Source organism: Pseudomonas sp. TAE6080, from assembly GCF_018732265.1.
Classification (GTDB): domain Bacteria; phylum Pseudomonadota; class Gammaproteobacteria; order Pseudomonadales; family Pseudomonadaceae; genus Aquipseudomonas; species Aquipseudomonas brenneri.
In genome coordinates this window covers 89020-112668 of record NZ_JAHIDY010000012.1, presented here as the reverse complement: position 1 = coordinate 112668, position 23649 = coordinate 89020, and the positions used below count along the sequence as shown (strand labels likewise).

The following is a 23649-nucleotide window of genomic DNA, read 5'->3' as shown; positions in this document are numbered from 1 at the left end:
CAGGCTGCACGCGTTATCGTTGACGTTTTTCGCGAGCAAGCTCGCTCCTACAGTGTTTCGTGGCGTTAGCAGCAAGGCTTCAACTGATCAGTTAAGCACCGCAGCCCCGAGGCGCCGGCTCGCCACCAGCAACCCCGCCACCACCACCAGCAAACTCAAGACACCGGTCGCGATGATCTCCACCCGGTGCGCTTCCTGGAACAGCATGATGGTCAACGCACCGACGATAAACACGATCACCGCGTAGGTCAGGCCCGGGAACAGCCACATCTTGAAGGCAATTTTCTCGCCCGCTGCCGTACGTTTCTGACGCATGCGCAGTTGCGACACGGCAATCACCAAGTACACCAGCAACGCGATGGCGCCGGAGCTGGCCAGCAAGAACTCAAACACCGCTGCCGGTGCCACGTAGTTGGCAAACACCGCGAGGAATGCCGCGCCTGTGGACAACATCACCGCCCAGTAAGGCGTGCCGCTCTTGTTGGTGCGCTTGGCCACCGCCGGAGCATCACCACGACGCCCCAGGGAGAACAGCATGCGCGACGCGGTGTACAGCGCCGAGTTCAGGCAACTGGTCACAGCGACCAAGACCACCAGGTCGACGATCAGCTTGGCATTCGGGATACCCATGCGCTCCAGCACGGTCTGATAGGAACCGACGGCCGCGAGCGTAGGATCGTTCCATGGCACCAAGGCCACGACGATGAAGATCGACACCAGGTAGAACAAGCCGATCCGCCAGATCACCGAGTTGGTGGCCTTGGTGATCTGCTGGCCCGGGTTTTTCGATTCTGCGGCCGCAATGGTCACGATCTCGGTCCCCATGAACGAGAACATGGTGGTCAGGATTGCCGCCAACACCGCGCCCATGCCGTTGGGCAAAAAGCCCTGGGTGTCGAACAGGTGCGAGACGCCGCTGACCTGGCTGCCCGGCAAGAAGCCGAAGATTGCCAGCACGCCAAGAATCACAAAGCCGATGATCGCCACCACTTTAATCAGCGCAAACCAGAACTCGAACTCGCCGTAGTTCTTCACGCTGAACAGGTTGGTAGCGGTCAGCAGCAAGGTAATGACCAGGGTAAAAGCCCAGATCGCCACGTCGGGGAACCAGGCATGCAGGATGGTCGCGGCGGCGTTGGCTTCCAGGGGAATCACCAGCACCCAGAACCACCAGTACAGCCAGCCGATGGTGAAGCCGGCCCAATGCCCGATCGCCCGGTCGGCGTAGGTGGAAAAAGAACCGGTGTCGGGAGACGCGACGGCCATTTCGGCCAGCATGCGCATCACCAGCACCACCAGCGTACCAGCCGCCGCATAGGCCAGCAGCACGGCGGGCCCGGCTGCCGCAATCGCGTGGCCGGAGCCGACAAACAGACCGGCGTCGATCACGCCGGCAATCGACAACATGGTGACATGTCGCGGTTTGAGCCCCTGTTCGAGGTCATTGGAGCTTTGCGTACGACTCATTGACACACCTTTGCGAGGAATTGCGAATACGGTCCGCCCGGCCTGCCGTGTTTCGTGAAAATAAACAAACGGGGCGTTCTTTATTTCTTACGCAAGATTTGCGCCAAAATGTAACAAACTCAAGGTTGATGCGGGCTGTAGGGAAATTCCTAACTGATCGCAAGTCATTGAGATTGCTGGCAATCCGCCACAGCGTTACCCGCCGACTCACTTCAAGAACGAATCAGCGCACCAAAAACACACACAAAAAGTAAGTGACGCCCAATTAAAGGGCTGATAGGCACCGTTTACCCGTTTAACCCTTCCAACACCCGGCCAAAGCTGGCACCATCGCGCCCTTTTTTACGCGACTGCCACGGGTTTATCGGTTAAAACGGCTGTTCGGTTGTTGATGGCGCGACACGCTGCTGTGCCGATGCGACAACCTGTCACACACCGTCTGTTTAACGCCCGTAGCGCTGTTGGCTGTCATCCGGACGCTATGCTAGCTTGGCGCCACGCCAGGAAGGCGACCCAACAGCAGGAACGCAATGAACACAATGAGGACCGCTCATGGCTTTGGCCGCGCCCGCGCTTGAAATCCGCAACTTGCATAAACGCTATGGTGAGCTGGAGGTGCTTAAAGGCATCTCGCTGACCGCTCGCGACGGCGATGTGATCTCGATCCTGGGCTCCTCCGGTTCCGGCAAGTCCACGTTCCTGCGCTGCATCAACCTCTTGGAAAACCCGCACCAGGGCCAGATCCTGGTGGCCGGCGAAGAGCTCAAGCTCAAGGCCGCGAAAAACGGCGAACTGATGGCCGCCGACGGCAAGCAGATCAATCGCCTGCGCAGCGAAATCGGTTTTGTCTTCCAGAACTTCAACCTCTGGCCACATATGAGCATCCTCGACAACATCATCGAGGCCCCACGCCGCGTGCTCGGCCAAAGCAAGGCAGAAGCCATCGAAGTGGCCGAGGCGCTGCTGGCCAAGGTCGGCATCAGCGACAAGCGCCACGCCTACCCGGCGCAATTGTCCGGCGGCCAGCAACAACGCGCCGCGATTGCCCGTACCCTGGCGATGCAACCTAAAGTCATTCTGTTCGATGAGCCCACTTCGGCACTTGACCCGGAAATGGTTCAGGAAGTACTTAATGTGATCCGCGCGCTGGCCGAAGAAGGCCGCACCATGCTGCTGGTCACCCACGAAATGGGCTTTGCCCGCCAAGTGTCCAGCGAAGTGGTGTTCCTCCACCAGGGGCTGGTCGAAGAGCAAGGATCGCCACAGCAGGTGTTTGAGAACCCGCTTTCGGCGCGCTGCAAACAATTCATGTCCAGCAACCGCTAACGGAGCAACATGCATGCAGAACTATAAAAAATTCCTCCTGGCCGCCGCCGTTTCCATGGCATTCAGCGCCACGGCCATGGCCGAGACGTTGAAAATGGGGATCGAAGCGGCCTACCCGCCCTTCAACAATAAAGACGCCAGCGGCAACGTTGTCGGCTTCGACAAAGACATCGGCGACGCCCTGTGCGCCAAGATGAAAGTCGAGAAGTGTGAAGTGTATGTATCGGACTGGGACGGCATCATCCCGGCCCTGAACGCCAAGAAGTTCGACTTCCTGGTGTCGTCGCTGTCGATCACCGACGAGCGCAAGCAAGCCGTTGACTTCACCGACCCGTACTACTCCAACAAGCTGCAATTCATCGCGGCAAAATCCATCAAGGACTTCAAGACCGACGCTGGTTACCTCAAAGGCAAGATCATCGGTGCACAGCGCGCGACATTGGCCGGTACCTACCTGGAAGACAAACTGCCAGACACCACCGCCAAACTCTACGACACCCAGGAAAACGCCTACCTCGACCTGACTTCCGGCCGCCTGGACGGGATGCTCGCTGACAAGTACGTGCAATACGAGTGGCTCAAGAGCAAAGACGGTTCGGCCTATGAGTTCAAAGGCGATCCAGTTGTAGAAAGCGACAAGATCGGCATCGCCGTGCGCAAGGGCGACCCGCTGCGCGAGCGCCTGAACAAGGCACTGGCGGAAATCAAGGCCGACGGCACCTACAAGAAAATCAACGACAAGTACTTCCCTTTCAGCATCGAATGATCTGATTGGCCTGCCCGGCGCGCTCACCCGAGCGTGCCGGCTTTTAGCAAGCCTTGCGCGATATGACTAAACCATGAATTTCGATCTCTACGGATTCGGCCCCGCACTCGCTGCCGGCGCGCTGATGACCGTCAAACTGGCACTCACGGCGTTATGCCTGGGGCTGGTGCTCGGCCTCGCCGGCGCCCTGGCCAAGACTTCCCCGTACAAGTTCCTGCAATGGCTTGGCGGCGCTTACTCGACGATTGTCCGGGGCATTCCCGAACTGCTGTGGGTGCTGCTGATCTACTTCGGCACGGTCAATATGATGCGGGCCCTGGGGGAGTTTTTCGGTAACCCCGACCTGTCGCTCAGCGCCTTCGCCGCTGGGGTGATCGCCCTGGGCCTGTGCTTTGGCGCCTACGCCACCGAGGTGTTCCGTGGCGCGATCCTGGCGATCCCCAAGGGCCACCGTGAAGCCGGCGTTGCCCTGGGCCTGTCGAAGCTGCGCATCTTCACCCGGTTGATCATGCCGCAGATGTGGCGCATCGCCCTGCCGGGCTTGGGCAACCTGTTCATGATTCTGATGAAGGACACCGCGCTGGTCTCGGTGATCGGCCTGGAAGAAATCATGCGCCACGCGCAGATCGGCGTGACCGTCACCAAGCAGCCGTTCACCTTCTTCATGGTCGCGGCCTTTATGTACCTGGGCCTCACCGTCCTGGCCATGGTCGGCATGTACTTCCTGGAAAAACGTGCCGCTCGCGGCTTTGCGAGGAGCACACAATGAACGGCGACTACAGCTGGCTGTCACATTTCGACCTGGGCCTGAACTGGGCCGTGATCATCAAGTGGCTGCCGAGACTGGCCCAGGGCGCGACCCTGACCCTGGAACTGGTAGCCATCGCAGTGATCGCCGGGCTGCTGCTGGCGATTCCCCTGGGGATCGCCCGTTCCTCGCGCCTGTGGTACGTACGTACCCTGCCCTACTGCTACATTTTCTTCTTCCGCGGCACACCGCTGCTGGTGCAGTTGTTCTTGGTCTACTACGGCCTGGCGCAGTTCGACGCCGTGCGCGAAAGCGCCCTGTGGCCGTACCTGCGGGACCCGTTCTGGTGCGCCACCGCCACCATGACCCTGCACACCGCCGCCTACATCGCCGAGATCCTGCGCGGCGCGATCCAGGCCATCCCGCCCGGTGAAATCGAAGCGGCGCGGGCGCTGGGCATGTCCAAGCCCAAGGCGCTGTTCTACATCATCCTGCCGCGTGCCGCGCGCATCGGCCTGCCGGCCTACAGCAACGAAGTGATCCTGATGCTCAAGGCCAGCGCCCTGGCCAGTACCGTGACCTTGCTCGAACTGACCGGCATGGCCCGCACCATCATTGCCCGTACCTACCTGCCGGTGGAGATCTTCTTTGCCGCCGGGATGTTCTACCTGCTGATGGCCTATGTACTGGTGCGCGGCTTCAAGCTGCTGGAACGCTGGTTGCGGGTCGATGCCTGCCAGGGACGCTGATACAAAGTTGACGGGCGAGCGGCTGCTGGCCCGCTTCCTTGCGCTGGATGCATTCCTTACCGAGCATCAAGGGCTGTGGCGACCACGGCCCTTCACCCACCTGCAATTGCCTTGGGAAACCCAGCATCCAATGCTTGCCCAATGGCTGCGCCAGCGCTCGCTGGCAGAGGCCGAAAGCAGCCACAACCTGCCCACCGAACTACAGGCTCCAGCGCCGTTTCGCCAATGGGCGGAGGTGGCGACGCGCCTGAGTGCTGTGGATAAGTTACCGTCGGGGGCGCTACATGCGCCGCCGTCGCGCCTGAATGTGGATGTACCCGGGCGCAAATGGCAGCAGATCGAGGCGTTTGGCGCGGCTCTGCACTTTGCCGAGCGCCCCACCCACTGGCTCGACTGGTGCGCCGGCAAAGGCCATCTTGGTCGTCGGCTGTTGCAACCGGGGCAAGACCTGACTTGCCTGGAGTTCGATCCGGTGCTGATCACCGCAGGCCAGGCGCTCAGCGACCATCATCAAATGCCCGCCCGCCACCATCAGCAAGACGTGATGGCCGAGAGCGCCGTGCAGCAACTCACCCACGAGCACACCCCGGTTGCCCTGCATGCCTGTGGCGACCTGCACGTGCGCCTGCTGCAACTGGCCAGCGCCGCCGGCTGCCAGCACCTGGCCGTGGCGCCCTGCTGTTACAACCGCATCGCCAGCGAGCACTACCAGGCCCTGTCGGCCCCGGCCCGCGCTTCGGCGCTACGTTTGTCGCGGGATGACCTTGGCCTGCCCCTGAGCGAAACCGTCACCGCAGGCTTGCGAGTGCGCCTGCAACGCGACACCTCCATGGCCCGGCGCCTGGGCTTCGACCTGTTACAGCGGCAACTGCGCGGGAGCGACGAGTACCTGCCCACGCCTTCGTTGCCCAGCGAATGGCTGAATCGACCCTTCGCCGATTACTGCCAGCACCTGGCGGCGCTCAAAGAGTTATCCACAGGTGAACAGGACTGGGTCGCGCTGGAACAGCACGGCTGGCAACGCCTCGCCCACGTACGAAACCTGGAACTGGTGCGTGGCCTGTTTCGTCGCCCATTGGAATTGTGGCTGGTTCTGGATCGGGCATTGTTTCTTCAGGAAAACGGCTACAAGGCTCAAGTCGGCCACTTCTGCGAAACCGCACTGACACCACGCAACCTGATGGTGCTCGCCGAGCGCGATTAGAGGGCAACACGCCCTGTGGATAACTCTGTTGATGAAATTCTGTAGGACGCCGTAGAAGCGGGCGCTACAGGCAAAAATGCTGACTGGTCATTTTTTGTTCACAAAATAAAACGCACGCAAAACAGGCAGTTGCAGCGTAATGAGAACAGCTCCACAAAATGACTGTTTCAACACCCGTCCAACCAACAGATTGTGCATAAGCATCTGCGGTTAACCGTATAAGACGCGGTTCAAGCGCCATCCAATCGCTGGCACAGCCCATGGATATCGTCACAGGCCATGCTCGCCGCCTCGCTGTCCAGCGGGTCCTCGCCAAAGGCCAGTGCCTCACTGATCAGCGGGTCGCGATGGATCACTTCCAGACCGTTTTCCCCAAGGCGCTGCTTGAAGACCTCCACCATATCCAGGCTGAAGGCGCTGCCTTCATCCAGTTGGTTGACGAACACGTGGCAACGCGGGGCCGACGGCCGCGCAAGGTACGGCGCCAGCAAGCGCTGCATTTGCTCCAGCACACCCAGCGACGCCGCATCCGCCAGGGCAACCACCACCACGCTATTGGCGACATGCAGCGCCTGGTGCAGGTAAACGTTATTGCCGGCGGGGGTGTCGATGATGACCATATCCTGCTCACTCAAGCCCAGGCGCGACAGGTGTTGCGCCAGCCAATCCGGGTCCTGCTTGAGCCAGCGCTGCAAGTCCTCCTGCTGTTGCAGGTCGGTCTCGCCAAAAACCACCACCCGACAGCCGGCGAAACCGGGCTGGGCGAGGTGATCCCACGGTTGATTGCACAGACTGGCGCGGCCAATGCCCGGGGTGTCCTGGGGCAGGCCAAAATGCAGGTACAGGGCGTTTTGCGGGTCCAGCTCCAGGACCGTCACCGCACGCCCCAATCGTTGCAAGCCACTGCCCAACGCCGTCGCCAGAGTGCTGCGCCCCACCCCGCCATTGACCGACGCCAACACCACAACCCGTGCGCGGCAGGCTGGCAGAGCAGTTGGCTGGGGTTGTTCAGCGGCGCAGGGCGCATCTGCTATGGGGGTATCTTCGAAGAACTGCAGCGTCGACGTCATCTGCTGATCATGACGGGCAGTATTCGTTGCAAAACGTTTGTCGTCCTGGCTCACAGACCATCCTCCCTTTTCACGGCACCTTTTAGGTGCACTTGTTGTTTAGGCAGTGTGGGACAGGAGCTTGGGAGTGTCATTATTTTGGTGTTTTCTATTGGATCCATTTCGACGAGCGGCAAATAGTCAAATTAATGGCGATTATTTGTCCGCTGCTACAGCAGGATCTCACCCCCACGAATCCGCTGGAAAGCGCAGCCGGCAGCGGAAAAACCACGATCTGAAAAATAGTCAGAATTCAGGGGTTTACAGAACCTTTCCAATCGCTATAATCGTCGCCCTAACACGCCGGTATAGCTCAGTTGGTAGAGCAACTGACTTGTAATCAGTAGGTCCCGGGTTCGACTCCTGGTGCCGGCACCAATCAAATCAAAGGCTTGCAGCGATGCAGGCCTTTGCTTTATCCGCGATGCGTAACAACGCACGTAACAAGACTTGATAGCGCGCACACGCAGGCGCGCATCATGTAGCTGGCATCCGCTCCGAGGTACTGGGGGGTATGCAGAAATAGTAATTTTTGTAACCCATGCTGAGAAAAGGGCGCAATGCCTTGATCTACAAAGGTTTTCCGGCAATGGGCAAAGGTAACTTTCAAGTAACTAAAAGGTAATCTAGTTACTCTTTCTTAAGGTGATATTGAGGCCAAAAAAAAGCCTTATAAATCAGCACCTTATAAAAAATTACTTTTTTGATTACTCATAAGTTACCTCTCTTTGTAATGTCAGAACCCACGGACGGCGCGGCCTCCAGGGTCGGTCTGCCCGCAGATTGCTGAAATTACTCTTTCCGAAAATCGCCCCCGACCAGCCCCTCGAAGCTGGATGCACCCCATACCCCGTAAAAGCCCCTCCAATGCAGGGAATCGCAGGTTTTTGCCTCGCCTCATACCCTGCCTCCAGCCCGCTGCCTTGGCCGCGCTGGGTGGTCTGCAGGGGCGCAGAAAATGCGCCACGTTTAGCCCGCGGGCGTGGCGGGGGGACGAGCGCGCGCGCCGAGTGCAGAATGACAGTTGCAGAGCATCTGACCACCCGGCAAGCTGAAGACTCAACCTGAGAGGAGAAACACGCATGCGCCGCGATATGGACTTGCTCAGACTGCTGCTATTGAAGCTTGAGGTTCTTCATGAGGACGCTCATTCGATCTGCTATTACCAATACGAAGAGCTGATGGTTGAGGGGTTTACTCAGGACCAAGTGGCCTACCACCTGGATTTAGCCACCGAGGCGGGCTTGGTAGATCAAGGCGGTAGGGGTGCGATGAATGGCTTCATGTTCAAACGCCTGACATGGGAAGGCCACGACTTTGTTGACGCAGTCCGTGATAACGATATTTGGAAGAAGACACGCCAAGGTGCGAATGCGGCCGGTGGGTTCAGCGTAGATTTGCTGAAGGACCTAGCCAAAGGTTTCATCAAGAAGAAAATTTCCGAGCACACCGGCATCGAGATCTAAACCCCAGAATGCAAATGCAACGAAGCCGGCCCCACATACTCGCGGACCGGCTCCGAGGTTTTACTTGGTCGCCGCTTTGTAGATCAGGACCGCCAGGTATGCGGCTTTCAGCACATAGCAAGCTTGGATCAGTACCGCAGTTTCGATTATCAACATCGTCGAGAACTCCTCTTCCAGTGGATGAACCTGCGCCGTAGCCCAGGACCTCTGGTGGAAACCGAACTCCCCGACGGATCATTTGATCACCAAAAATCTTGTCAATTGAGTTGACATAGTGACTGTCCATATCTATTATCTGTTTACCAAGACGAAATAACAGAGTGGGGTAGCTCGCTCTACACACATTGATATAAGTATGACATCACATTTAATGTTTTGTCAATATCGCGTAGCGCTTATTTCAAGAAAGTCAATACCGTTTGTCGCTTAGTAAAAAGCCACCCTTGAGGTGGCTTTTTCATTTCTGTTGCTATTTTTGGCTCACTGCTGAGCCGGGACTTCATAGGTCCGGAACTTCACTACCTCTTCCCCCAGCCAATCGTTGATCTGCGCCAGTCGAGCCTGAACCGGCTCCAACTCGTTGAGCGCCCACACCTGGGCGGCGTCGCGGATCGACCCGAACCCGCCCGCGTTCTGCGGCACGATACCCATGAGCTGGGGCGGAATACGTAGCGCCGCCAGCAGATCGTCGCGGCTGATGTTCTTGATCGAGGCGAAGTCGTCCTTGGCCGCCACCTCGCTGATCGGGATCAGTTGCATACCATCCTTCTTGCCGCCCGGGGCGTACATGAACAGGTTGCGGAAGTTGCCGGGGCCCTTGCTGCTCTTCATCGCGTCGCGCAGGTTAGTGACGAAATCCTCGTTCTGTGCCGCGTCGGTCATGTACAGGATGAACCCCGCGTGCGAGCCGTTCTGGTAATACTTGCGGCGGAATAGCGTGGCCGACTCGTTGAGCAGCGCGCTCTGCAGGGACGCCAGCCACTCCGGCAGGCCATAGACCTCCTGGTTGATATCCGCCTCACGCAAGTGGCAGACGCTCCCAGTCTTGAACTCGTGCTCGTCCTTCCATCCGCGCACCTGGTAGTAGGTCACCAGGTCGGTACCGCGTCGCATGTACTTCGCCAAGCACGGTTTCAGGCCAAGCGCCTGGCGCAGCATGTTGTCGCGCTTCTCCAGGTACAGATTGCCGCACCACCCCCAGTCCATGACTATCTGCTCGAACGCCGCACGGCTCAGCAACCGATGAGGGATAAAGGTGCGCGCCAGTGCGTTGCGCTTGAAGTTGAGCCCAGACTGCAGATAAACGCTCGCCTTCGTCGAGCGGGCCAGGCCGTCCAGGGATACTGGCGGCTCATACCACCGGCCATTGGCCCAGCACTCCAGATAGTCGAGGATCTCCCGACCATCGAGCACCGGTACCGGATCACCGAAGGTGAAGGCCATCGACTGGCCACCCTGATCCTTAACCAGCAGCTCGCCTTCTCGCGCCTGGGTAGTTGCCGCCAGGTCCTGGCTGCGGCGGTTGCGATTCTTGCTCATCAGTAGATCTCCATGATGCCGGTGTTGGCCGCTGTCCGGCCCTCCAGCGGCTCGTTGTGCAATGCGTGAAAGAGCGCCCACGCCAGATCGGCGTGGCCGGTGCTGTCGTTGCGGCCCGCGACATAGGTGAACTGGCGTCCGCCTGGGGTGATGGTCTTGCGGATGGCCATGAGCGACTGCGCGATGTCGATCCAGCCGGCATCGAATTCAAGGCGACCCTTGCTGATCACGTCCCACGCCTTCATCACCAGGCGGGTCTTGACTTCGGGGTTGTAGGAAAACGTCTTCAGCGCCGGGAAGAACTGGCGCACCAACTGAGCAACGGCGCTACCGATGCCCGTTGTGTCGATCCCGATATAGGCCACGTTGTAGCGGCGGGTAACCTGCCGGATCGTTTCGGCCTGCGCGGAGAAGTCCATGCCCCGGAACTGGTGGCGCTCCAGTACACGGAACTTGCCACCAGCCACCAGCGGCGGTCCCACAACCACCAGGCCGGCAGAGTCGCCGCTCTCGGCGGGATCGTACCCAACCCAGACGGGCCGCTCGCCGAAGGGCCGCATCGCAAAGGGGCTGTAGTCTGGCCAATCCCAGCTTTCCACCATGCACGGCTGCAGCATCGACAGCGGGAAGATGCTCTGCCCGTCATCGACAAATTGGCACATCAGCAAGTTCTGGAAGGCCGCCGCGTCGTATTCCTCACGCAGTTCGTCCAGGTCAAACAGGTCGCAGCCACGTGCCTCCGCATCGAGGATGGTGACAATCTGGCGCCAGATGCGGTCCTCGCAGTACCGGCCCTGCTGCAGCGCCTCGTGACTCACATCCAGCTGGATATGCTGGGCCGTTGGCTTGCCCTTGTTGAAGCGCTCGCCCGTCCAGTAGTTGTAGGCCGGGTGCGCCATGCTGCTGGGCGTCGAGAAGTAGGTCTTACGCCACTTCTTGTGCAGAGCCATACCCGAGGCCACTTTGTTGATCTCGGCGAAGCCATGAACCCAGAAAAACTCGTCGAAATAGAAGTTTCCGCTGCGCCCCTGCGCCGTGCGGTAGTTGGTTCCCAGGAAGTGCAGCTCGGCGTTGTTCCACAGGACAATGGGGTCGCCACTCAGCTTTACCCCCAGCACTTCGTTGAGGAAGGACTGCATGTAGGTCTTGAACTGGTGCGCCTGCGCCTTGCTGGCCGACAGAAAAATCTGGTTGCGGCCCGTGGTGATAGCGTCGATCAGCGCCTCGCGGGCGAAGTAGAACGTCGCGCCTATCTGCCGGCTCTTCAGGATCATGCGGGTGCGCATGTTCCCCGCGCGGTGCCAGTCAAGCTGATAGTCGAAACAGCTGTCGCGGAACGCCTCGACCAGTGTCTCGATCTGCCCTTCGTCCAGCTCGTTGCGCTTGGGTGCCTTCTTGGGCCCCTCGTTTCGCTTGGCGATGTTCGGGTTGAGGTCCGTCTCGGTCCCGCCGTCCTGGTAACGCTGAATCCTGGCTTGCCGCTCCAACTGCCGATGTAACAGGTCGATTTCCTTGAAGTCACCGCCGGTCTTGCCGTCCTTGAGGATCAGCTGCACCAGACGCGCCTCCAGCGCCCCGCCGATCCGCTCAACGTTGTCCGCCCGGTCCCACTCGTCCCGTGTTTTCCAACTGTGCAGGGTCTTCTCTTTCTCGCTGAGATAATCGGCGATATCGGTGATGCGCCAGCCCGTCCAATACAGGAACTTGGCGTGGCGGCGCGGATCGGTGGTCGGCTGGGCGATTGCATTCATGACGCAGATGCTGCCGCTCACGCGCGCGAGCCCCTAACTCCGCGCCCTGTAGCGCGCCCCGCTACAAGCTCAGAGCGTTGCCGCGCGTTCCTCCACTGTCGACCATGCCCTCAACGCAACGGCAACCGCCGCCAACGCATCGAGGACAGCCCACATGGCCGCAAGCAACGCCCCCGCCCAGAAATTCCGCTCTAACTGGTTCCGTGTCGCCGTTGAAGGCGCCACCAGCGATAAGCGCAAGATCGAGCGCACTTGGCTGGAGCAAGCCGCCAAAAATTTCAGCCAGAACACCTATGGCGCCCGCGTATGGCTGGAACACTTCCGCAGCCTGCTACCGGACAGCCCTTTCAAAGCCTACGGCGACATCACGGCGGTCAAGACTGAAGAGGTTGAGATCGCCGGTCAGAAGAAGCTCGCCCTGTTCGCCCAGATCGAACCAACCCCTGAGCTGGTGGCCATGAACAAGGCCAAGCAGAAGATTTATACCTCCATCGAAATCGACGAGAGCTTCGCCGACAGCGGCGAGGCCTACATCGTCGGCCTGGCCGTGACCGATTCGCCAGCAAGCCTGGGTACCGACGTGCTCGCATTCTCTGCGCAGAAGCCAGACGCCAGCCCATTCAAGGATCGCCACTACTCCGCGACCTCGATGTTCACCGAGGCCCTGGAGGCTGAAATCAAATTCGAGGAAGTCGCAGAAACGGAAAACAAGGCCTTGGGCCTGTTTAACCGGGTCATGGATGCCCTCGGCAAGAGCAAGGACAAGTCTGTCAAGGATGACGCCCAATTCTCCGAGCTGACGGAAGCCGTTGAGGCGCTCGCCAACCACGCCAAGGACCAGGGCACAGCATTCACCACCGAGCAGACCAAACTCAACACTCTGCAAACCGCCCACGAAAAACTGGCCGGCGAATTCGCTGACCTGCTCAAGCGCCTGGGTGACACCGAAGACCACAGCCAGCAGCACCGCCCACCAGCTACGGGCGGCGACGGCAAAGTGCTGACCAAGTTCTGACACCACCCAGCCCGCCCCCGGAGAACATCTAATGCGTAACGTAACCCGCCTCGCTTTCACCGCCCTGGCCGCGCAGATCGCTCTGCTCAACGGCGTTGCCAGTGCAACCGAGAAATTCAACGTCGCCCCCAGCGTTCAGCAGACGCTGGAAACTGCCATGCAGGAGTCCAGCGCCTTCCTCAAGGCCATCAACCTGCTCGGCGTCAACGAGCAAACAGGCGAAGCCCTGCTCGCCGGGGTCAATGGTCCCATCGCCAGCCGCACCAACACCGCAGCGGGCAACCGCCGCAACCCGGCCGACGTCTCCAAACTGACCAAGGACGTGTACGCCTGCAAGCAAACCAACTTCGACACCGCGTTCCCCTACCCGCTACTCGACGCCTGGGCCAAGTTCCCTGACTTCCAGGTACGCCTGACCAACGCCATCATCGAGCGCCAGTCCCTCGACCGCATCATGATCGGCTTCAACGGTACCAGTGCGGCATTGGCTACCGACCGCGCTAACAACCCCCTGCTGCAGGACGTCAACAAAGGCTGGCTGCAGAAGATCCGGGAAGGCGCCGCGGATCACGTTATGGACGAGGGTGCTGTCGCCGGCAAAGTCACCGTAGGCGGCACCAAGGTGATCAAGGTGGCTGGCGTCGACACCGAAATCAGCGGCGACTACCAGACCCTCGACGGCCTGGTGTTCGACGCCATCCAGATGCTCGCTCCGTGGCACCGCAGCCGTCCCGACCTGGTGGTACTGATCAGCCGCGACCTGATGCACGAGAAGCTGCTCAAGGCCGTGGAAAAAGGCGCAGCCTCCAACCAGGAAGAGAACGCCGCAGGGGAAATCGTCAGCCGCGCCCGTCTCGGTGGCCTGCCGGTGGTCGATGCCCCGTTTTTCCCGGAGGGCACCGTGCTGGTCACCTTCCTCAAGAACCTCTCCATCTATTGGCAGGAAGACGCCCGCCGACGCCACCTGAAGGACGAGCCGGAGTTCGACCGCATTGCTGACTACCAGTCCAGCAATGACGCCTACGTCATCGAGGACTTCGAGGCGGTTGCCCTGGTGGAGAACGTCGAGGCCATGACCTACCCAGCCCCGACTGAGGCATAAGCCATGGCCCTGACCCTTGCTCAAAGCACCCAACTGCGCAAGCGTGCCGCCCAGGAGGCGGCGCGCACCGCGCCCGCCGCGCTTATGGATGGCCTCACCAGCTACGAGCTCATGCTCGCCAAGCTTCAGCAGGATCAACTGCGCCTCAAGCAGGTCCAGTCGCAACAGAACAAGGCGAAGGTCAAGGGCGAGCTGCTCCCGGAATACGTGCCCTACGTCGACGGCGTCCTCGCCGCCGGCCAGGGTGCCCAGGACGACGTGCTGGTCACCATCATGGTCTGGCGCTTCGACGCGGGCGACTACGCCGGCGGCCTGGACATCGCTGAGTACGTCATCCGCCACAACCTGCAGACGCCGAACCGCTTCAACCGCACCACCGGCTGCCTGGTGGCCGAGGAAGTGGCAGAAGCCGCACTGACGGCCCAGAAGGCCGGCAGCGTATTCGCGCACGACATCCTGACCCGCACCGCTGTGCTCACCGCGGAACAGGACATGCCGGACGAAGCTCGCGCCAAGCTCACCCTCGCCCTGGGCCGTTCCACTCTGGTCGGCCTGGACGAGAAAAACCCAGGCCAACCTGGCCAGATTCAGGCCGGCATTGACCTACTGAAAAGCGCCATCCAGCAGCACAACAGCTGCGGCGGCAAGAAAGACCTGGAGCGCGCTGAGCGCCTCCTCAAGAAACACGCTGGCCCTGCCAGCTAACCGAGCGGTCCCCCGCACCCGGGCGGCTCGGGGCGGATCAGCAGGGTGACTCCTTCCCGCGCTGTGAAGCCCCGACCACCGCCCACTAATTCAAGGCCCGACCATGAGCGGATTCATTGCGGGCGGCGACACCGGCGCCGCCTACCCGATCAGCAACGCGGACTTCTGGCCGGAGATCGACGGCCAGCAACTGCGCGCCGCCATGCGTATTGACTCCAGCGTCACCGACGACCGTCTCGAAGTGGCCACCGTCAATGCCATGATCGAGGCCAACCGCGAGCTCGCCACCTACCGCGCCGCGCGCCAGGCCGAAGGCCATGCCACCCTGGCCGAAGTGCCGGCCGAGCAGATCAAGGGCAAAAGCCAGCTGCTGCACCTCTACTGCCGCGTCATCTACTGCGGCGCCCTGGCCGAGCTGATCGAGCGCTACAACAGCTTCGACGCAACCAACAGCGGCGAGCAGAAGGTCACTGAGGAAGAGAGCAGCCCCGACCAACTGCGCCGCGACGCCCGCAAGGCCCTGCGCACCATCCTCGGCATCAGCCACGCCACCGTGGAGCTGCTCTGATGAACAAGCCCAAAGTCATCGACTGGAACGAAATTTCCCGCCTCGGTCTGCTGGAGCGAATCAACCGAGAAATCATGCACCCGCTGGGATACGCCGTTTGCCGTGAAGTCGAATCCGGCCGCTCTCCAGGTGCGCTCGTCTCCGAGGACGGCCCCTGGGTCTATCCCGACCAAGTCCAACAACAGGGGGGCGACTGATGGCCACCGTCATCGCCGCCCAAGGCGACACCGTCGACAGCCTCTGCTGGCACTACTACGGCCGCACTGCGGGCGTCACCGAGGCCGTTCTCGACGCCAACCCAGGCCTCGCCGACCTCGGCCCGATCATCCCCCACGGCACCACCGTCATCCTGCCGGACGCAGCCCCTCAACCCGAACAGCGCCAAGTGGTGAACCTATGGGACTGATCTACCTCACCGTCTACAAAGGCAAAGGCAAGCTCTTCAGCCGCCGGCCATTCGTGCCGCTCGCCAACTCTCTTCCACAGGACGCAAGGAATGTCACAGATGCCTGATCGCCCCGAAACCTGGGCCATGCTGCTCGCCTGGATGGAGCAGCACCACCCACTCATATATGCCGCAGTGCTCTCGGCACTGCTTGCCTCGGCCCGCTTCATCTATTCCGGCGGCAGCCTACGCCGTGCCCTGGGCGAAGGCTTCATCTGCGGCCTCATCACCCTGGCAGTGAGCAACGGTCTGGCCCTGTTCGGCATCCCCGAACAGTTCGCGCCCTTCTTCGGCGGCGTGGTCGGTCTGCTCGGCGCCGACTTCGTGCGCTCCAGCCTCAAACGCATCGCTACCCGCAAGGCAGACCAGCTATGACCGAAGCCCTCAAGCACGGCGACAAAGGCCTCGCCGTCCGCCGCCTGCAGCAACAACTCAACGCGCACGGCGCCCAACTGGCCACCGATGGCGACTACGGCGACGAAACCGAAAAGGCCGTCCGCGCGTATCAAGCCAAGATCGGCCTGGTGGTCGACGGCAAGGCCGGCGAGAAGACCCTCGCCGCCCTGGCCGGCACCGACTGCAGCAAGCTGCTGCGCAATGCCACCCTCGCGGCAGCGGCTAAGCGCTTGGGCGTCGAGCTGGCCGCCATCTACGCCGTCAACGAGGTGGAGAGCGCCGGCTCCGGCTTCCTGGCCACCGGCAAGCCGAAGATCCTCTTCGAGCGCCACGTTATGCACCAACGCCTGGCCCTGCCGCGCGTCGAAGGTGACGACCAGGCCGCTCTGCGCCGCCACGCCGACGAGCTCGCCGCCCAGTATCCCGCCCTGGTCAACACCAAGCCCGGCGGCTACATCGGCGGCGCCGCGGAACACCAACGCCTGGCCCAGGCCCGCATGATCGACGCGCTCTGTGCCAACGAGTCGGCCAGCTGGGGCGCCTTCCAGATCATGGGCTACCACGCCGTGCGCCTGGGCTACGCCAGCGTCGACGAGTTCGTCCGGCTGATGAGCCAGGACGAGAACCAGCAGTTCGAGGCGTTCGTCCGCTTCATCGAGGCCGACCCGGCCCTGCTCAAGGCCCTCAAGGGCAAGAAGTGGGCAACCTTCGCCAAGGCCTACAACGGCCCGGCTTACGCCCGTAACCTCTACGACGTAAAGCTCGAACGCGCCTACGAGCAGCACGCCAACTGTGGCTGCAGCAAGGAGGCGGCATGAACAAGGTAAAGAGCCAAGCGGAGCGTTTCCCATACAGCGAACTAGTGCAGCGAATGACAAGCCTGTCGCCCACCGGGGGGTGCGGAGCTGTTCTTCTGCCGGCCGGAACGCCCATTGACCAGTGCCAAAAGTTGGCCGATGCCCTCAAGCACGTAATGCCTGTACCGCCACTCGTTATCTGTGGCGACCTTCAGGTCCTCGATGAGGCAGACATGAATGCTGCCGGCTGGTACCGCAAATGACCACCCTGCGCCAGGCCCTCTACGGCGGCGCCCTGCTCGGCGCCCTGGCCCTGCTGCTGTGGGGCACCTACCAGCGCAGCGAGGCAGAGCAGGGGCGCACCGCCCTGGTCCAGGAGAAGCTGACCACCGTTAACGCTCGCGTCGAACGCGACGCCACAACCATCGCCACCCTTCGCACCGCCCTCGCTGACGAACGTCAGGCCCAGACCTCGCTGCAACAAACTGGCCAGGACCTGCGCCGCGAGCTGGACGTCCGCAAGCAACAGATCAAGGAGTTGAAACGTGAAAACGCCGAACTACGCGAGTGGGCTGCTGCTCAGTTGCCTGCTGCTGCTCGCCGCCTGCGGCAGCGCCCCGCCATCACCGGAGCAGACGCATATCGTGACTGGCTGTCCGGCCGTAACGCGCTGCACCCTGAGCGCGACTGATCCAGCCACCAACGGCGAGCTCCTCGACGACCAGGACATTACCGAGGCCGACTGGGCAGCCTGCGCCGCCAAGGTCGACATAGTCTACGAGTGCCAGCAGAAGGCAGCCAATCCATGAAAAAACCCAACAGCCTCCGCGAGCACCTGCTCACCGCCGTCGCAGGCCTCAAGAAAAACCCAGACCGGATGCTCATCTTCATCGACGCCGGCAGCGTCCGCTGCACGGCGGCTAAGGGCCTGTCCTTCGAGTACACCTACACTCTGCAGGTCCTGCTTACCGAATTCGCCGGCCACCCGGACAGCGTGTTCATTCCGGTGCTGGAGTGGCTGCGCCGCCAGCAGCCGGAGCTGCTCACCAACCTGGAGCGCGGAAAGGATGCCATCGCCTTCGAGGCCGACATCCTGGACGGCGGCAAGGTCGATATGTCCCTCAAGCTGCCACTCACCGAGCGTGTCATCGTCAAACGCCTGGACGATGGTAGCCTCGACATAAGCCACCCCGAAGAGCCGGACTTCGAGCTGTGACAGACAATCTCCACGCCCTGGAAGAGTGGGTCAGCCCGCTGCTCGCCAAGCTCTCCCCAGGCGAGCGCCGCAAACTTGGCAACAACATCGGCCGCGAGCTGCGCCGCAATCAGCAAAAGCGCATCGCCGTCCAGCGCAACCCGGACGGCACCCCCTACGCCGCACGCAAACCCCGTCAACTGCGCGGCAAGGTCGGCCGCATCAAGCGCCAGATGTTCACCCGTTTGCGCCAGGCTAAGTACCTGCGCCTGCAGAGCACCCCCAATACCATCGCCATCGCCTTTGCCGGTCGCGTCTCGCGCATCGCCCGCGTCCACCAGTACGGCCTGCGCGACCGCCCCGGGCGCGGCCAGGCCGACGTGCAGTACGACCGCCGTGAGCTGCTCGGCTTCACCGATGTCGACCTCGAAATGATCCGCGACCGCCTCTTGACCCACCTCACCGCCTGACCTCGCGCTGTAGCGCGCCCCGCTACAGCCCACGCCAAGTGCACCCCGCGCGCGCGAACTGCAGCATCAACGGCATGAACCAACTCGCCGAACTTGCCCGCCTCATCGAAAACCTCGTCCGTCTCGGCACCATCGCCGAGGTCGACGTCGCCAAGCCCCGTGTCCGCGTGAAATCCGGCGAAATCACCACCATCTGGCTGCCCTGGTTGGCTCTGCGCGCAGGCACCTCTAAGGAATGGGACCCGCCCACCGTCGGCGAGCAAGTCGTCCTGCTGAGCCCATCCGGCGTGCTCGCCCAAGGAGTCGCCTTGGTCGGCCTCTTCAGTGATGCCAACCCGGCGAACGGCGACCGCGAGGGCCTGCATCGCCGTACCTATCCAGACGGCGCTGTTGTCGAGTACGACTTTGTTGCGCATGTGCTCCGCGCCACCCTGCCAGAAGGCGGCGTGACTGACCTGGTCAGCACCGGCGGCATCAACATCGAAGGCCCTATCAACCACACCGGTGACTACACCCAGACCGGTAACCAGCACGTCACCGGCACCGTCAACGTCAGCGAGGACGTCATCGCCGCCGACATCAGCCTGCGCAAACACCGCACCAAGGGCATCACCAAAGGCACCGCCGTTTCGGAAGGGCCAACCCCATGATCGGCATGAGCACCAAGACCGGGCGCACCCTCCGCGACCGCCAGCACCTGGCTCAATGCATCGCCGACATCGTCACCACGCCGCTCGGCAGCCGCATCATGCGCCGGGAGTACGGCAGTCCGATGGCTGACCTCATGGACTGGCCGCTCAACAGCGCCACCCGCCTGCAAGCCTATGCCGCCATCACCATGGCCCTCATGCGCTGGGAGCCACGTATCCGCCTCAGCCGCGTGCAACTCACCCCTACCGACGAACCGGGCGGCGCCGTACTGGACGTCGAGGGGACCGTCACCGACACCAACGAAGCGCTCAGCCTGCGCGTACCGCTGAGCCTGGGGGCCTCCACATGACCACCACCTTTACCCCTATCGACCTCAGTCGACTGCCAGCGCCCGTCGTAGTCGAGCAGATCGACTACGAGGCGATCCTCGCCGAGCGCAAGGCATACGCCGTCAGCCTGTGGCCGGCCGATCAGCAAGCCGAGGTGGCCGCCACCCTCGCTCTGGAATCCGAGCCGCTCACCAAGCTGCTCCAGGAGAGCGCCTATCGCGAAACGCTGCTCCGCCAGCGCGTCAACGAGGCGGCCCTTGCCGTGCTGCTGCCCTTCGCCCAGGGCGCGGATCTGGAGCAGATCGGCGCCCGCTTCAACGTCGTGCGCCTGGTCATCACGCCGGCGAACCCGTACGCGGTGCCCCCGGTGGCGGCTGTTCTGGAGGACTATGAGAGCCTGCGCGAGCGCATCCAGATGGCCATGGAAGGTCTTAGCACCGCCGGCCCCCGCAACGCCTACATATTCCATGCCCGCAGCGCAGACGGTCGCGTCGCCGATGCTTCGGCGATCAGCCCGGCCCCGGCCGAGGTCATCGTCACCGTACAGAGCGCCTTGGGCCACGGCACCGCGGCGGCCGATCTGCTCACCGTAGTCGCCGCCTACCTCAGCGACGAGGACCGCCGTCCAGTAGCCGACCGCCTCACCGTGCAGAGCGCACAGGTACTGCCCTACACCGTGGAGGCCGTGCTCTACCTAAACAGCTCCGGCCCCGAGTCTGAGCCGGTCCGCGCCGCCGCCGAGGCCCGCCTTGCTGCCTTGGTCAACGCTCGCCGCCGCCTTGGTCAGGAGGTCAACCGCTCCGCCCTGGATGCCGCGCTACACATCGAGGGCGTCAAGCGCGTCGAGCTGCCCGGCTGGTCTGACGTCGTCGCTAGCCTCGCCCAGGCGCCTTACTGCACCGCCTACAGCGTCACGGTGGCCGAGTAATGGTCGCGTGCCTGCTGCCTGGCAACGCCACCGAGCTGGAGCGCCTCTCCGCCCAGGCCTTGGCGCAGATCGAGCGCGTGCCTGTGCCGTTGCGCGATCTCTGGAATCCAGACGCCTGCCCCCTCGAGCTGCTGCCCTACTTGGCTTGGGCCTTCTCGGTCGACCGCTGGTCCCAGTCCTGGCCCGAGAGCGCGAAGCGCAACTCCATCAAGGCCGCCTATTTCATCCACACCCGCAAGGGCACCATCGGCGCGCTGCGCCGCGTGGTCGAGCCTCTTGGCTACCTGATCGAGGTGATGGAGTGGTGGCAGACCGTGCCGGAAGGTGTGCCCGGCACCTTCGCCTTGAAGGTTGGTGTGCTGGAGACCGGTATCACCGAAGAAATGTACCAAGAGCTGACTTGGCTGATCGATGACGCCAAGCCCCTCACCCGCCACCTCACCGGCCTGGCCATCAGCCTGGAAACCACCGGCAGTTTCTATATCGGCGCCTGCGTCAACGAAGGCGATGAACTCAGCGTTTACCCACCGACCCAACGCGACATCGAAGTCAGCGGCTATCTGCTCCTAGGCGGTCGCGAACATCACATTGATACGATGGACATCCTCCCATGATCGACCAGAACAGCCAGTTTCAAGCCATTCTTACGGCCATCGGCGAGGCCAAGCAGGCGAACGCGGACGCCCTCGGCATCCCCTGGACGTTCGCACAGATGGGGGTGGGTGATGCCAACGGCACCGACCCATTCCCCGACCGCCTGCAAACCAAGCTGATCAACGAGTGGCGCCGTGCACCGCTCAACCAGCTCAAGCCAGACCCGAAAAACGCCGGCATCATCATTGCCGAGCAGGTCATCCCGGAAAACGTCGGCGGTTTTTGGATTCGGGAAATTGGCCTGTACGACACGGACGGCGATCTGGTGGCCGTCGCCAACTGCGCGCCAACTTTCAAGCCGCTGCTGACTCAAGGGTCCGGTCGAACGCAGATTATTCGAATGAATCTGATCGTTTCCAGCCTGGCCAACATCGTGCTGAAGATTGATCCGTCAGTAGTCCTGGCAACTCGGGATTATGTGGATCGTTCGATTGGTGACGTGCTGCCGGCGGATAAAACGCCCGGTACTTATCACCGAGTTACGATCAATGCGCGGGGCATTGTGGTGTCGGGCAGCAATCCAACCACGCTTGACGGATTCGGCATTAAAAACGCTTACACCAAAGACCAGACCGATAGCCTGCTCGATCAGCGGGTTGCCGCAGACAGCATACTGGCGGCAGGTGTGGTGAATGGAGACCCAGGCGCGCCATATTTCAGGTTCAAGAACCCTGATGGCTCCGTGGGTCATATCATCAACCTGTCACTGTCATCTCATGGTCACACCTTCGATAGCTTGAGTGGCAAGCCAACAACACGCGATGGCTACAAACTCAGCGATGTTTTTACAAAGACCGAAACACGAGCCGGTTTTGTTGCAGCCGGTTCGGAAAACCGCATTACTCTTTCCTGGGCTGCGGAGGGGTTAAAAGCCGCCGTTGATGTTACTGACCTCGGTGCGTTATGGCTGACGTCGAACTTCAATCCTGACATGAAGGCAGACAAGTCCAATACCTACACCATTGGGCAAGCAGATGTCCGTTTATCGCAGCGAGTTGTCAGCGATTGGATATCTCACGCAGGGTTGATTTCGGATAACCCGGACCTTCCTTATTTCATGCAGACCTCGACCGGCGCTATTTTGCAGCTTGCTCGCCGGGTGCATCGTCACGCTTTTTCCGACCTGGATGGGCTTCCGCCTACCGCTGTAGGGCATGGAATTTATGACGTCTACTCCGTAACTCAGTCGGATGTGAGGTTTAATCAAAAGCTCACCCGTGATGCGATTAGCGTGGCTGGATTATGGGGTGGAGACATCAATCTCCCTTACTTCAGGAGAGCTGTCGATGAGCAGCCGGTGTACTTCATCACCCAAGCCACCCTGCCGAAAAACACCTGCCAGAAGGGTATTCCAGGCTGGTGGAAATGCGCCGATACCGGCCTGCTACGTCAGCGGGTCTCCATCTATATCGGTGATGTCTCGACGGCATGGGCGGGTGCGGTTACATGGCCTGTTGCCTTTGCAGAGCAAGCTGACTCAGTGAAACTTTCGTTTCTTCATACCAATGGCTCGCCGGCAACCGTCTCATGTGCGTATGCCGACCTGACCCGCACAGGGTGCAATTTGCGCGTAGATGAATGGGGGTTAAATCCGCAGTACGGGCTGACACTGATCGTAGAAGCGGAGGGTTATTAAGATGAGCGCTTATTTTCACGCAAAGAGTGTCGGGTTCTATACCGATGAGGTTCACGGCCCCCGGACTATCTTGGTAGTTGATCCCAAGTGGAAGCAGCCAGAAATCAAGATTGCTGATCCCGACTGGGCTCCTAGTGACGATGAAGAAGGCGCAGAGGCTCCACTGATCAGCGTCCCGGATACTGACGCGGTTCCGCCTCTAATTGAAGTGCCGAACCCTAAATGCTCGCTACCCCCGAAAGCCGAACTGCGGGACTTGCCCCAGGACAAGTACCTGGCGCTACTAGCCGCACAGTCCCAAGGTAAAGTCATTCAAGCCAACTCAAAAGGAGACCCTGTTGCTGTTGATCCGCCGCCGCCCAGTGACGAAGAACTTGAACGGCGCGAGCGTGTTTGGCGCGACTCAGCTTTGGCAAACACCGACGGCTTAGTTGTGCGCCATCGTGACGAGTTAGAGCTTCAACAGGCTACAACGCTTACGGCTGAACAGTATCAGCAGTTGCAACGCTATCGCTTGGACCTGCGAACCTGGCCCGTCGCTGAACATTTCCCAGACAGACAGTTCCGGCCAGTAACACCAGATTGGGTCGCTACCAAGAACTTGTAAGCGTTGCGGCTACAAGCCCGCGCGCT

General features: G+C 61.2%; 29 protein-coding genes and 1 tRNA gene. 26 read left to right on the top strand and 4 right to left on the bottom strand.

All coding sequences use genetic code 11. The annotated features are described in order from the left end of the window. Positions 1–87 precede the first annotated feature (87 nt). Complete coding sequence (gabP, locus tag KL786_RS11685) at positions 88–1467, bottom strand: GABA permease (RefSeq protein WP_215517686.1); 1380 nt, start codon at positions 1465–1467, stop codon at positions 88–90. 552 nt (positions 1468–2019) lie between these two features. On the opposite strand from gabP, the gene KL786_RS11680 reads away from it, so the two are divergent. The 5 genes from KL786_RS11680 (at position 2020) to KL786_RS11660 (ending at position 6260) form a co-directional block, all read left to right on the top strand. After that, positions 2020–2793: an ABC transporter ATP-binding protein gene (locus KL786_RS11680; protein ID WP_032862319.1), complete on the top strand. Its 774-nt coding sequence runs from the start codon at positions 2020–2022 to the stop codon at positions 2791–2793. A 13-nt stretch (positions 2794–2806) separates the two neighbouring features. Then, positions 2807–3559: an ABC transporter substrate-binding protein gene (locus KL786_RS11675; protein WP_032862321.1), complete on the top strand. Its 753-nt coding sequence runs from the start codon at positions 2807–2809 to the stop codon at positions 3557–3559. 73 nt (positions 3560–3632) lie between these two features. Continuing rightward, positions 3633–4328 carry an ABC transporter permease gene (locus KL786_RS11670; RefSeq protein WP_215517685.1) on the top strand — a complete coding sequence of 232 codons (696 nt, stop codon included), beginning with the start codon at positions 3633–3635 and terminating at the stop codon, positions 4326–4328. 38 nt (positions 4329–4366) lie between these two features. Further along, positions 4367–5056 carry an ABC transporter permease gene (locus tag KL786_RS11665; protein WP_032862362.1) on the top strand — a complete coding sequence of 230 codons (690 nt, stop codon included), beginning with the start codon at positions 4367–4369 and terminating at the stop codon, positions 5054–5056. Next, positions 5037–6260, top strand: a complete 1224-nt coding sequence (locus KL786_RS11660) for a methyltransferase (RefSeq protein ID WP_215517684.1) — start codon at positions 5037–5039, stop codon at positions 6258–6260. The genes KL786_RS11665 and KL786_RS11660 overlap by 20 nt, the downstream gene beginning before the upstream one ends. Before the next feature lie 230 nt (positions 6261–6490). Here KL786_RS11660 and bcsQ read toward each other — a convergent pair whose 3' ends face one another. Then, positions 6491–7330 (bottom strand): cellulose biosynthesis protein BcsQ, encoded by an 840-nt coding sequence (gene bcsQ / locus KL786_RS11655; RefSeq protein WP_215517683.1) that lies wholly within the window; start codon positions 7328–7330, stop codon positions 6491–6493. 341 nt (positions 7331–7671) lie between these two features. On the opposite strand from bcsQ, the gene KL786_RS11650 reads away from it, so the two are divergent. Together KL786_RS11650 and KL786_RS11645 are read left to right on the top strand one after the other, a co-directional pair. Further along, positions 7672–7747 (top strand) — tRNA-Thr (locus KL786_RS11650). 704 nt (positions 7748–8451) lie between these two features. Then, positions 8452–8835, top strand: a complete 384-nt coding sequence (locus KL786_RS11645; protein ID WP_169901098.1) for a DUF2513 domain-containing protein — start codon at positions 8452–8454, stop codon at positions 8833–8835. A 480-nt stretch (positions 8836–9315) separates the two neighbouring features. Here the strand turns inward: KL786_RS11645 and KL786_RS11640 are convergent, their stop codons facing one another. Together KL786_RS11640 and KL786_RS11635 are read right to left on the bottom strand one after the other, a co-directional pair. After that, on the bottom strand, positions 9316–10374 hold the full coding sequence (locus tag KL786_RS11640; protein WP_169901097.1) for a phage portal protein: 1059 nt from the start codon (positions 10372–10374) through the stop codon (positions 9316–9318). Beyond that, positions 10374–12125 carry a terminase ATPase subunit family protein gene (locus KL786_RS11635; RefSeq protein ID WP_169901111.1) on the bottom strand — a complete coding sequence of 584 codons (1752 nt, stop codon included), beginning with the start codon at positions 12123–12125 and terminating at the stop codon, positions 10374–10376. Before KL786_RS11635 ends, KL786_RS11640 begins: the two co-directional genes overlap by 1 nt. Positions 12126–12279: 154 nt before the next feature. Between KL786_RS11635 and KL786_RS11630 the strand changes: the two genes are divergently transcribed. The 19 genes from KL786_RS11630 to KL786_RS11545 all read left to right on the top strand — a co-directional run bounded on the left by KL786_RS11630 (position 12280) and on the right by KL786_RS11545 (position 23623). Continuing rightward, entirely contained in the window at positions 12280–13140 is an 861-nt protein-coding gene (locus KL786_RS11630; RefSeq protein WP_169901096.1) for a GPO family capsid scaffolding protein, read from the top strand. 31 nt (positions 13141–13171) lie between these two features. Further along, positions 13172–14242 carry a phage major capsid protein, P2 family gene (locus tag KL786_RS11625; protein ID WP_169901095.1) on the top strand — a complete coding sequence of 357 codons (1071 nt, stop codon included), beginning with the start codon at positions 13172–13174 and terminating at the stop codon, positions 14240–14242. A gap of 3 nt (positions 14243–14245) precedes the next feature. Beyond that, positions 14246–14947: a phage terminase small subunit gene (gene gpM, locus KL786_RS11620; RefSeq protein ID WP_169901094.1), complete on the top strand. Its 702-nt coding sequence runs from the start codon at positions 14246–14248 to the stop codon at positions 14945–14947. A 103-nt stretch (positions 14948–15050) separates the two neighbouring features. Next, positions 15051–15515 (top strand): head completion/stabilization protein, encoded by a 465-nt coding sequence (locus tag KL786_RS11615; protein WP_169901093.1) that lies wholly within the window; start codon positions 15051–15053, stop codon positions 15513–15515. Further along, positions 15515–15712 (top strand): DUF7415 domain-containing protein, encoded by a 198-nt coding sequence (locus tag KL786_RS11610; protein ID WP_099169266.1) that lies wholly within the window; start codon positions 15515–15517, stop codon positions 15710–15712. The genes KL786_RS11615 and KL786_RS11610 overlap by 1 nt, the downstream gene beginning before the upstream one ends. Continuing rightward, complete coding sequence (locus KL786_RS11605; protein ID WP_010213927.1) at positions 15712–15921, top strand: tail protein X; 210 nt, start codon at positions 15712–15714, stop codon at positions 15919–15921. The genes KL786_RS11610 and KL786_RS11605 overlap by 1 nt, the downstream gene beginning before the upstream one ends. Positions 15922–16020: 99 nt before the next feature. After that, complete coding sequence (locus KL786_RS11600; protein ID WP_019817924.1) at positions 16021–16335, top strand: phage holin, lambda family; 315 nt, start codon at positions 16021–16023, stop codon at positions 16333–16335. Then, the gene (locus tag KL786_RS11595; RefSeq protein ID WP_099169267.1) at positions 16332–17174 is read left to right on the top strand and encodes an N-acetylmuramidase domain-containing protein; all 843 of its coding nucleotides are present in this window, start codon (positions 16332–16334) and stop codon (positions 17172–17174) included. Before KL786_RS11600 ends, KL786_RS11595 begins: the two co-directional genes overlap by 4 nt. Beyond that, the gene (locus tag KL786_RS11590; RefSeq protein WP_099169268.1) at positions 17171–17416 is read left to right on the top strand and encodes a hypothetical protein; all 246 of its coding nucleotides are present in this window, start codon (positions 17171–17173) and stop codon (positions 17414–17416) included. The genes KL786_RS11595 and KL786_RS11590 overlap by 4 nt, the downstream gene beginning before the upstream one ends. Then, complete coding sequence (lysB, locus tag KL786_RS29560; protein ID WP_099169269.1) at positions 17413–17844, top strand: Rz-like lysis system protein LysB; 432 nt, start codon at positions 17413–17415, stop codon at positions 17842–17844. Before KL786_RS11590 ends, lysB begins: the two co-directional genes overlap by 4 nt. After that, the gene (gene lysC / locus KL786_RS11585; RefSeq protein WP_236299399.1) at positions 17741–17962 is read left to right on the top strand and encodes an Rz1-like lysis system protein LysC; all 222 of its coding nucleotides are present in this window, start codon (positions 17741–17743) and stop codon (positions 17960–17962) included. The genes lysB and lysC overlap by 104 nt, the downstream gene beginning before the upstream one ends. Then, on the top strand, positions 17959–18369 hold the full coding sequence (locus KL786_RS11580; protein WP_099169270.1) for a phage tail protein: 411 nt from the start codon (positions 17959–17961) through the stop codon (positions 18367–18369). The genes lysC and KL786_RS11580 overlap by 4 nt, the downstream gene beginning before the upstream one ends. After that, positions 18366–18818: a phage virion morphogenesis protein gene (locus tag KL786_RS11575; protein WP_099169271.1), complete on the top strand. Its 453-nt coding sequence runs from the start codon at positions 18366–18368 to the stop codon at positions 18816–18818. Before KL786_RS11580 ends, KL786_RS11575 begins: the two co-directional genes overlap by 4 nt. Before the next feature lie 74 nt (positions 18819–18892). Further along, on the top strand, positions 18893–19468 hold the full coding sequence (locus KL786_RS11570; protein ID WP_169901092.1) for a phage baseplate assembly protein V: 576 nt from the start codon (positions 18893–18895) through the stop codon (positions 19466–19468). Further along, positions 19465–19818, top strand: a complete 354-nt coding sequence (locus tag KL786_RS11565) for a GPW/gp25 family protein (protein WP_169901091.1) — start codon at positions 19465–19467, stop codon at positions 19816–19818. Before KL786_RS11570 ends, KL786_RS11565 begins: the two co-directional genes overlap by 4 nt. Then, positions 19815–20726: a baseplate J/gp47 family protein gene (locus tag KL786_RS11560; RefSeq protein WP_169901090.1), complete on the top strand. Its 912-nt coding sequence runs from the start codon at positions 19815–19817 to the stop codon at positions 20724–20726. Before KL786_RS11565 ends, KL786_RS11560 begins: the two co-directional genes overlap by 4 nt. Continuing rightward, entirely contained in the window at positions 20726–21340 is a 615-nt protein-coding gene (locus KL786_RS11555; RefSeq protein ID WP_169901089.1) for a phage tail protein I, read from the top strand. Before KL786_RS11560 ends, KL786_RS11555 begins: the two co-directional genes overlap by 1 nt. Further along, complete coding sequence (locus KL786_RS11550; protein ID WP_169901088.1) at positions 21337–23016, top strand: phage tail protein; 1680 nt, start codon at positions 21337–21339, stop codon at positions 23014–23016. Before KL786_RS11555 ends, KL786_RS11550 begins: the two co-directional genes overlap by 4 nt. A 1-nt stretch (position 23017) precedes the next feature. After that, on the top strand, positions 23018–23623 hold the full coding sequence (locus KL786_RS11545) for a phage tail protein (protein ID WP_186353186.1): 606 nt from the start codon (positions 23018–23020) through the stop codon (positions 23621–23623). Positions 23624–23649 lie beyond the last annotated feature (26 nt).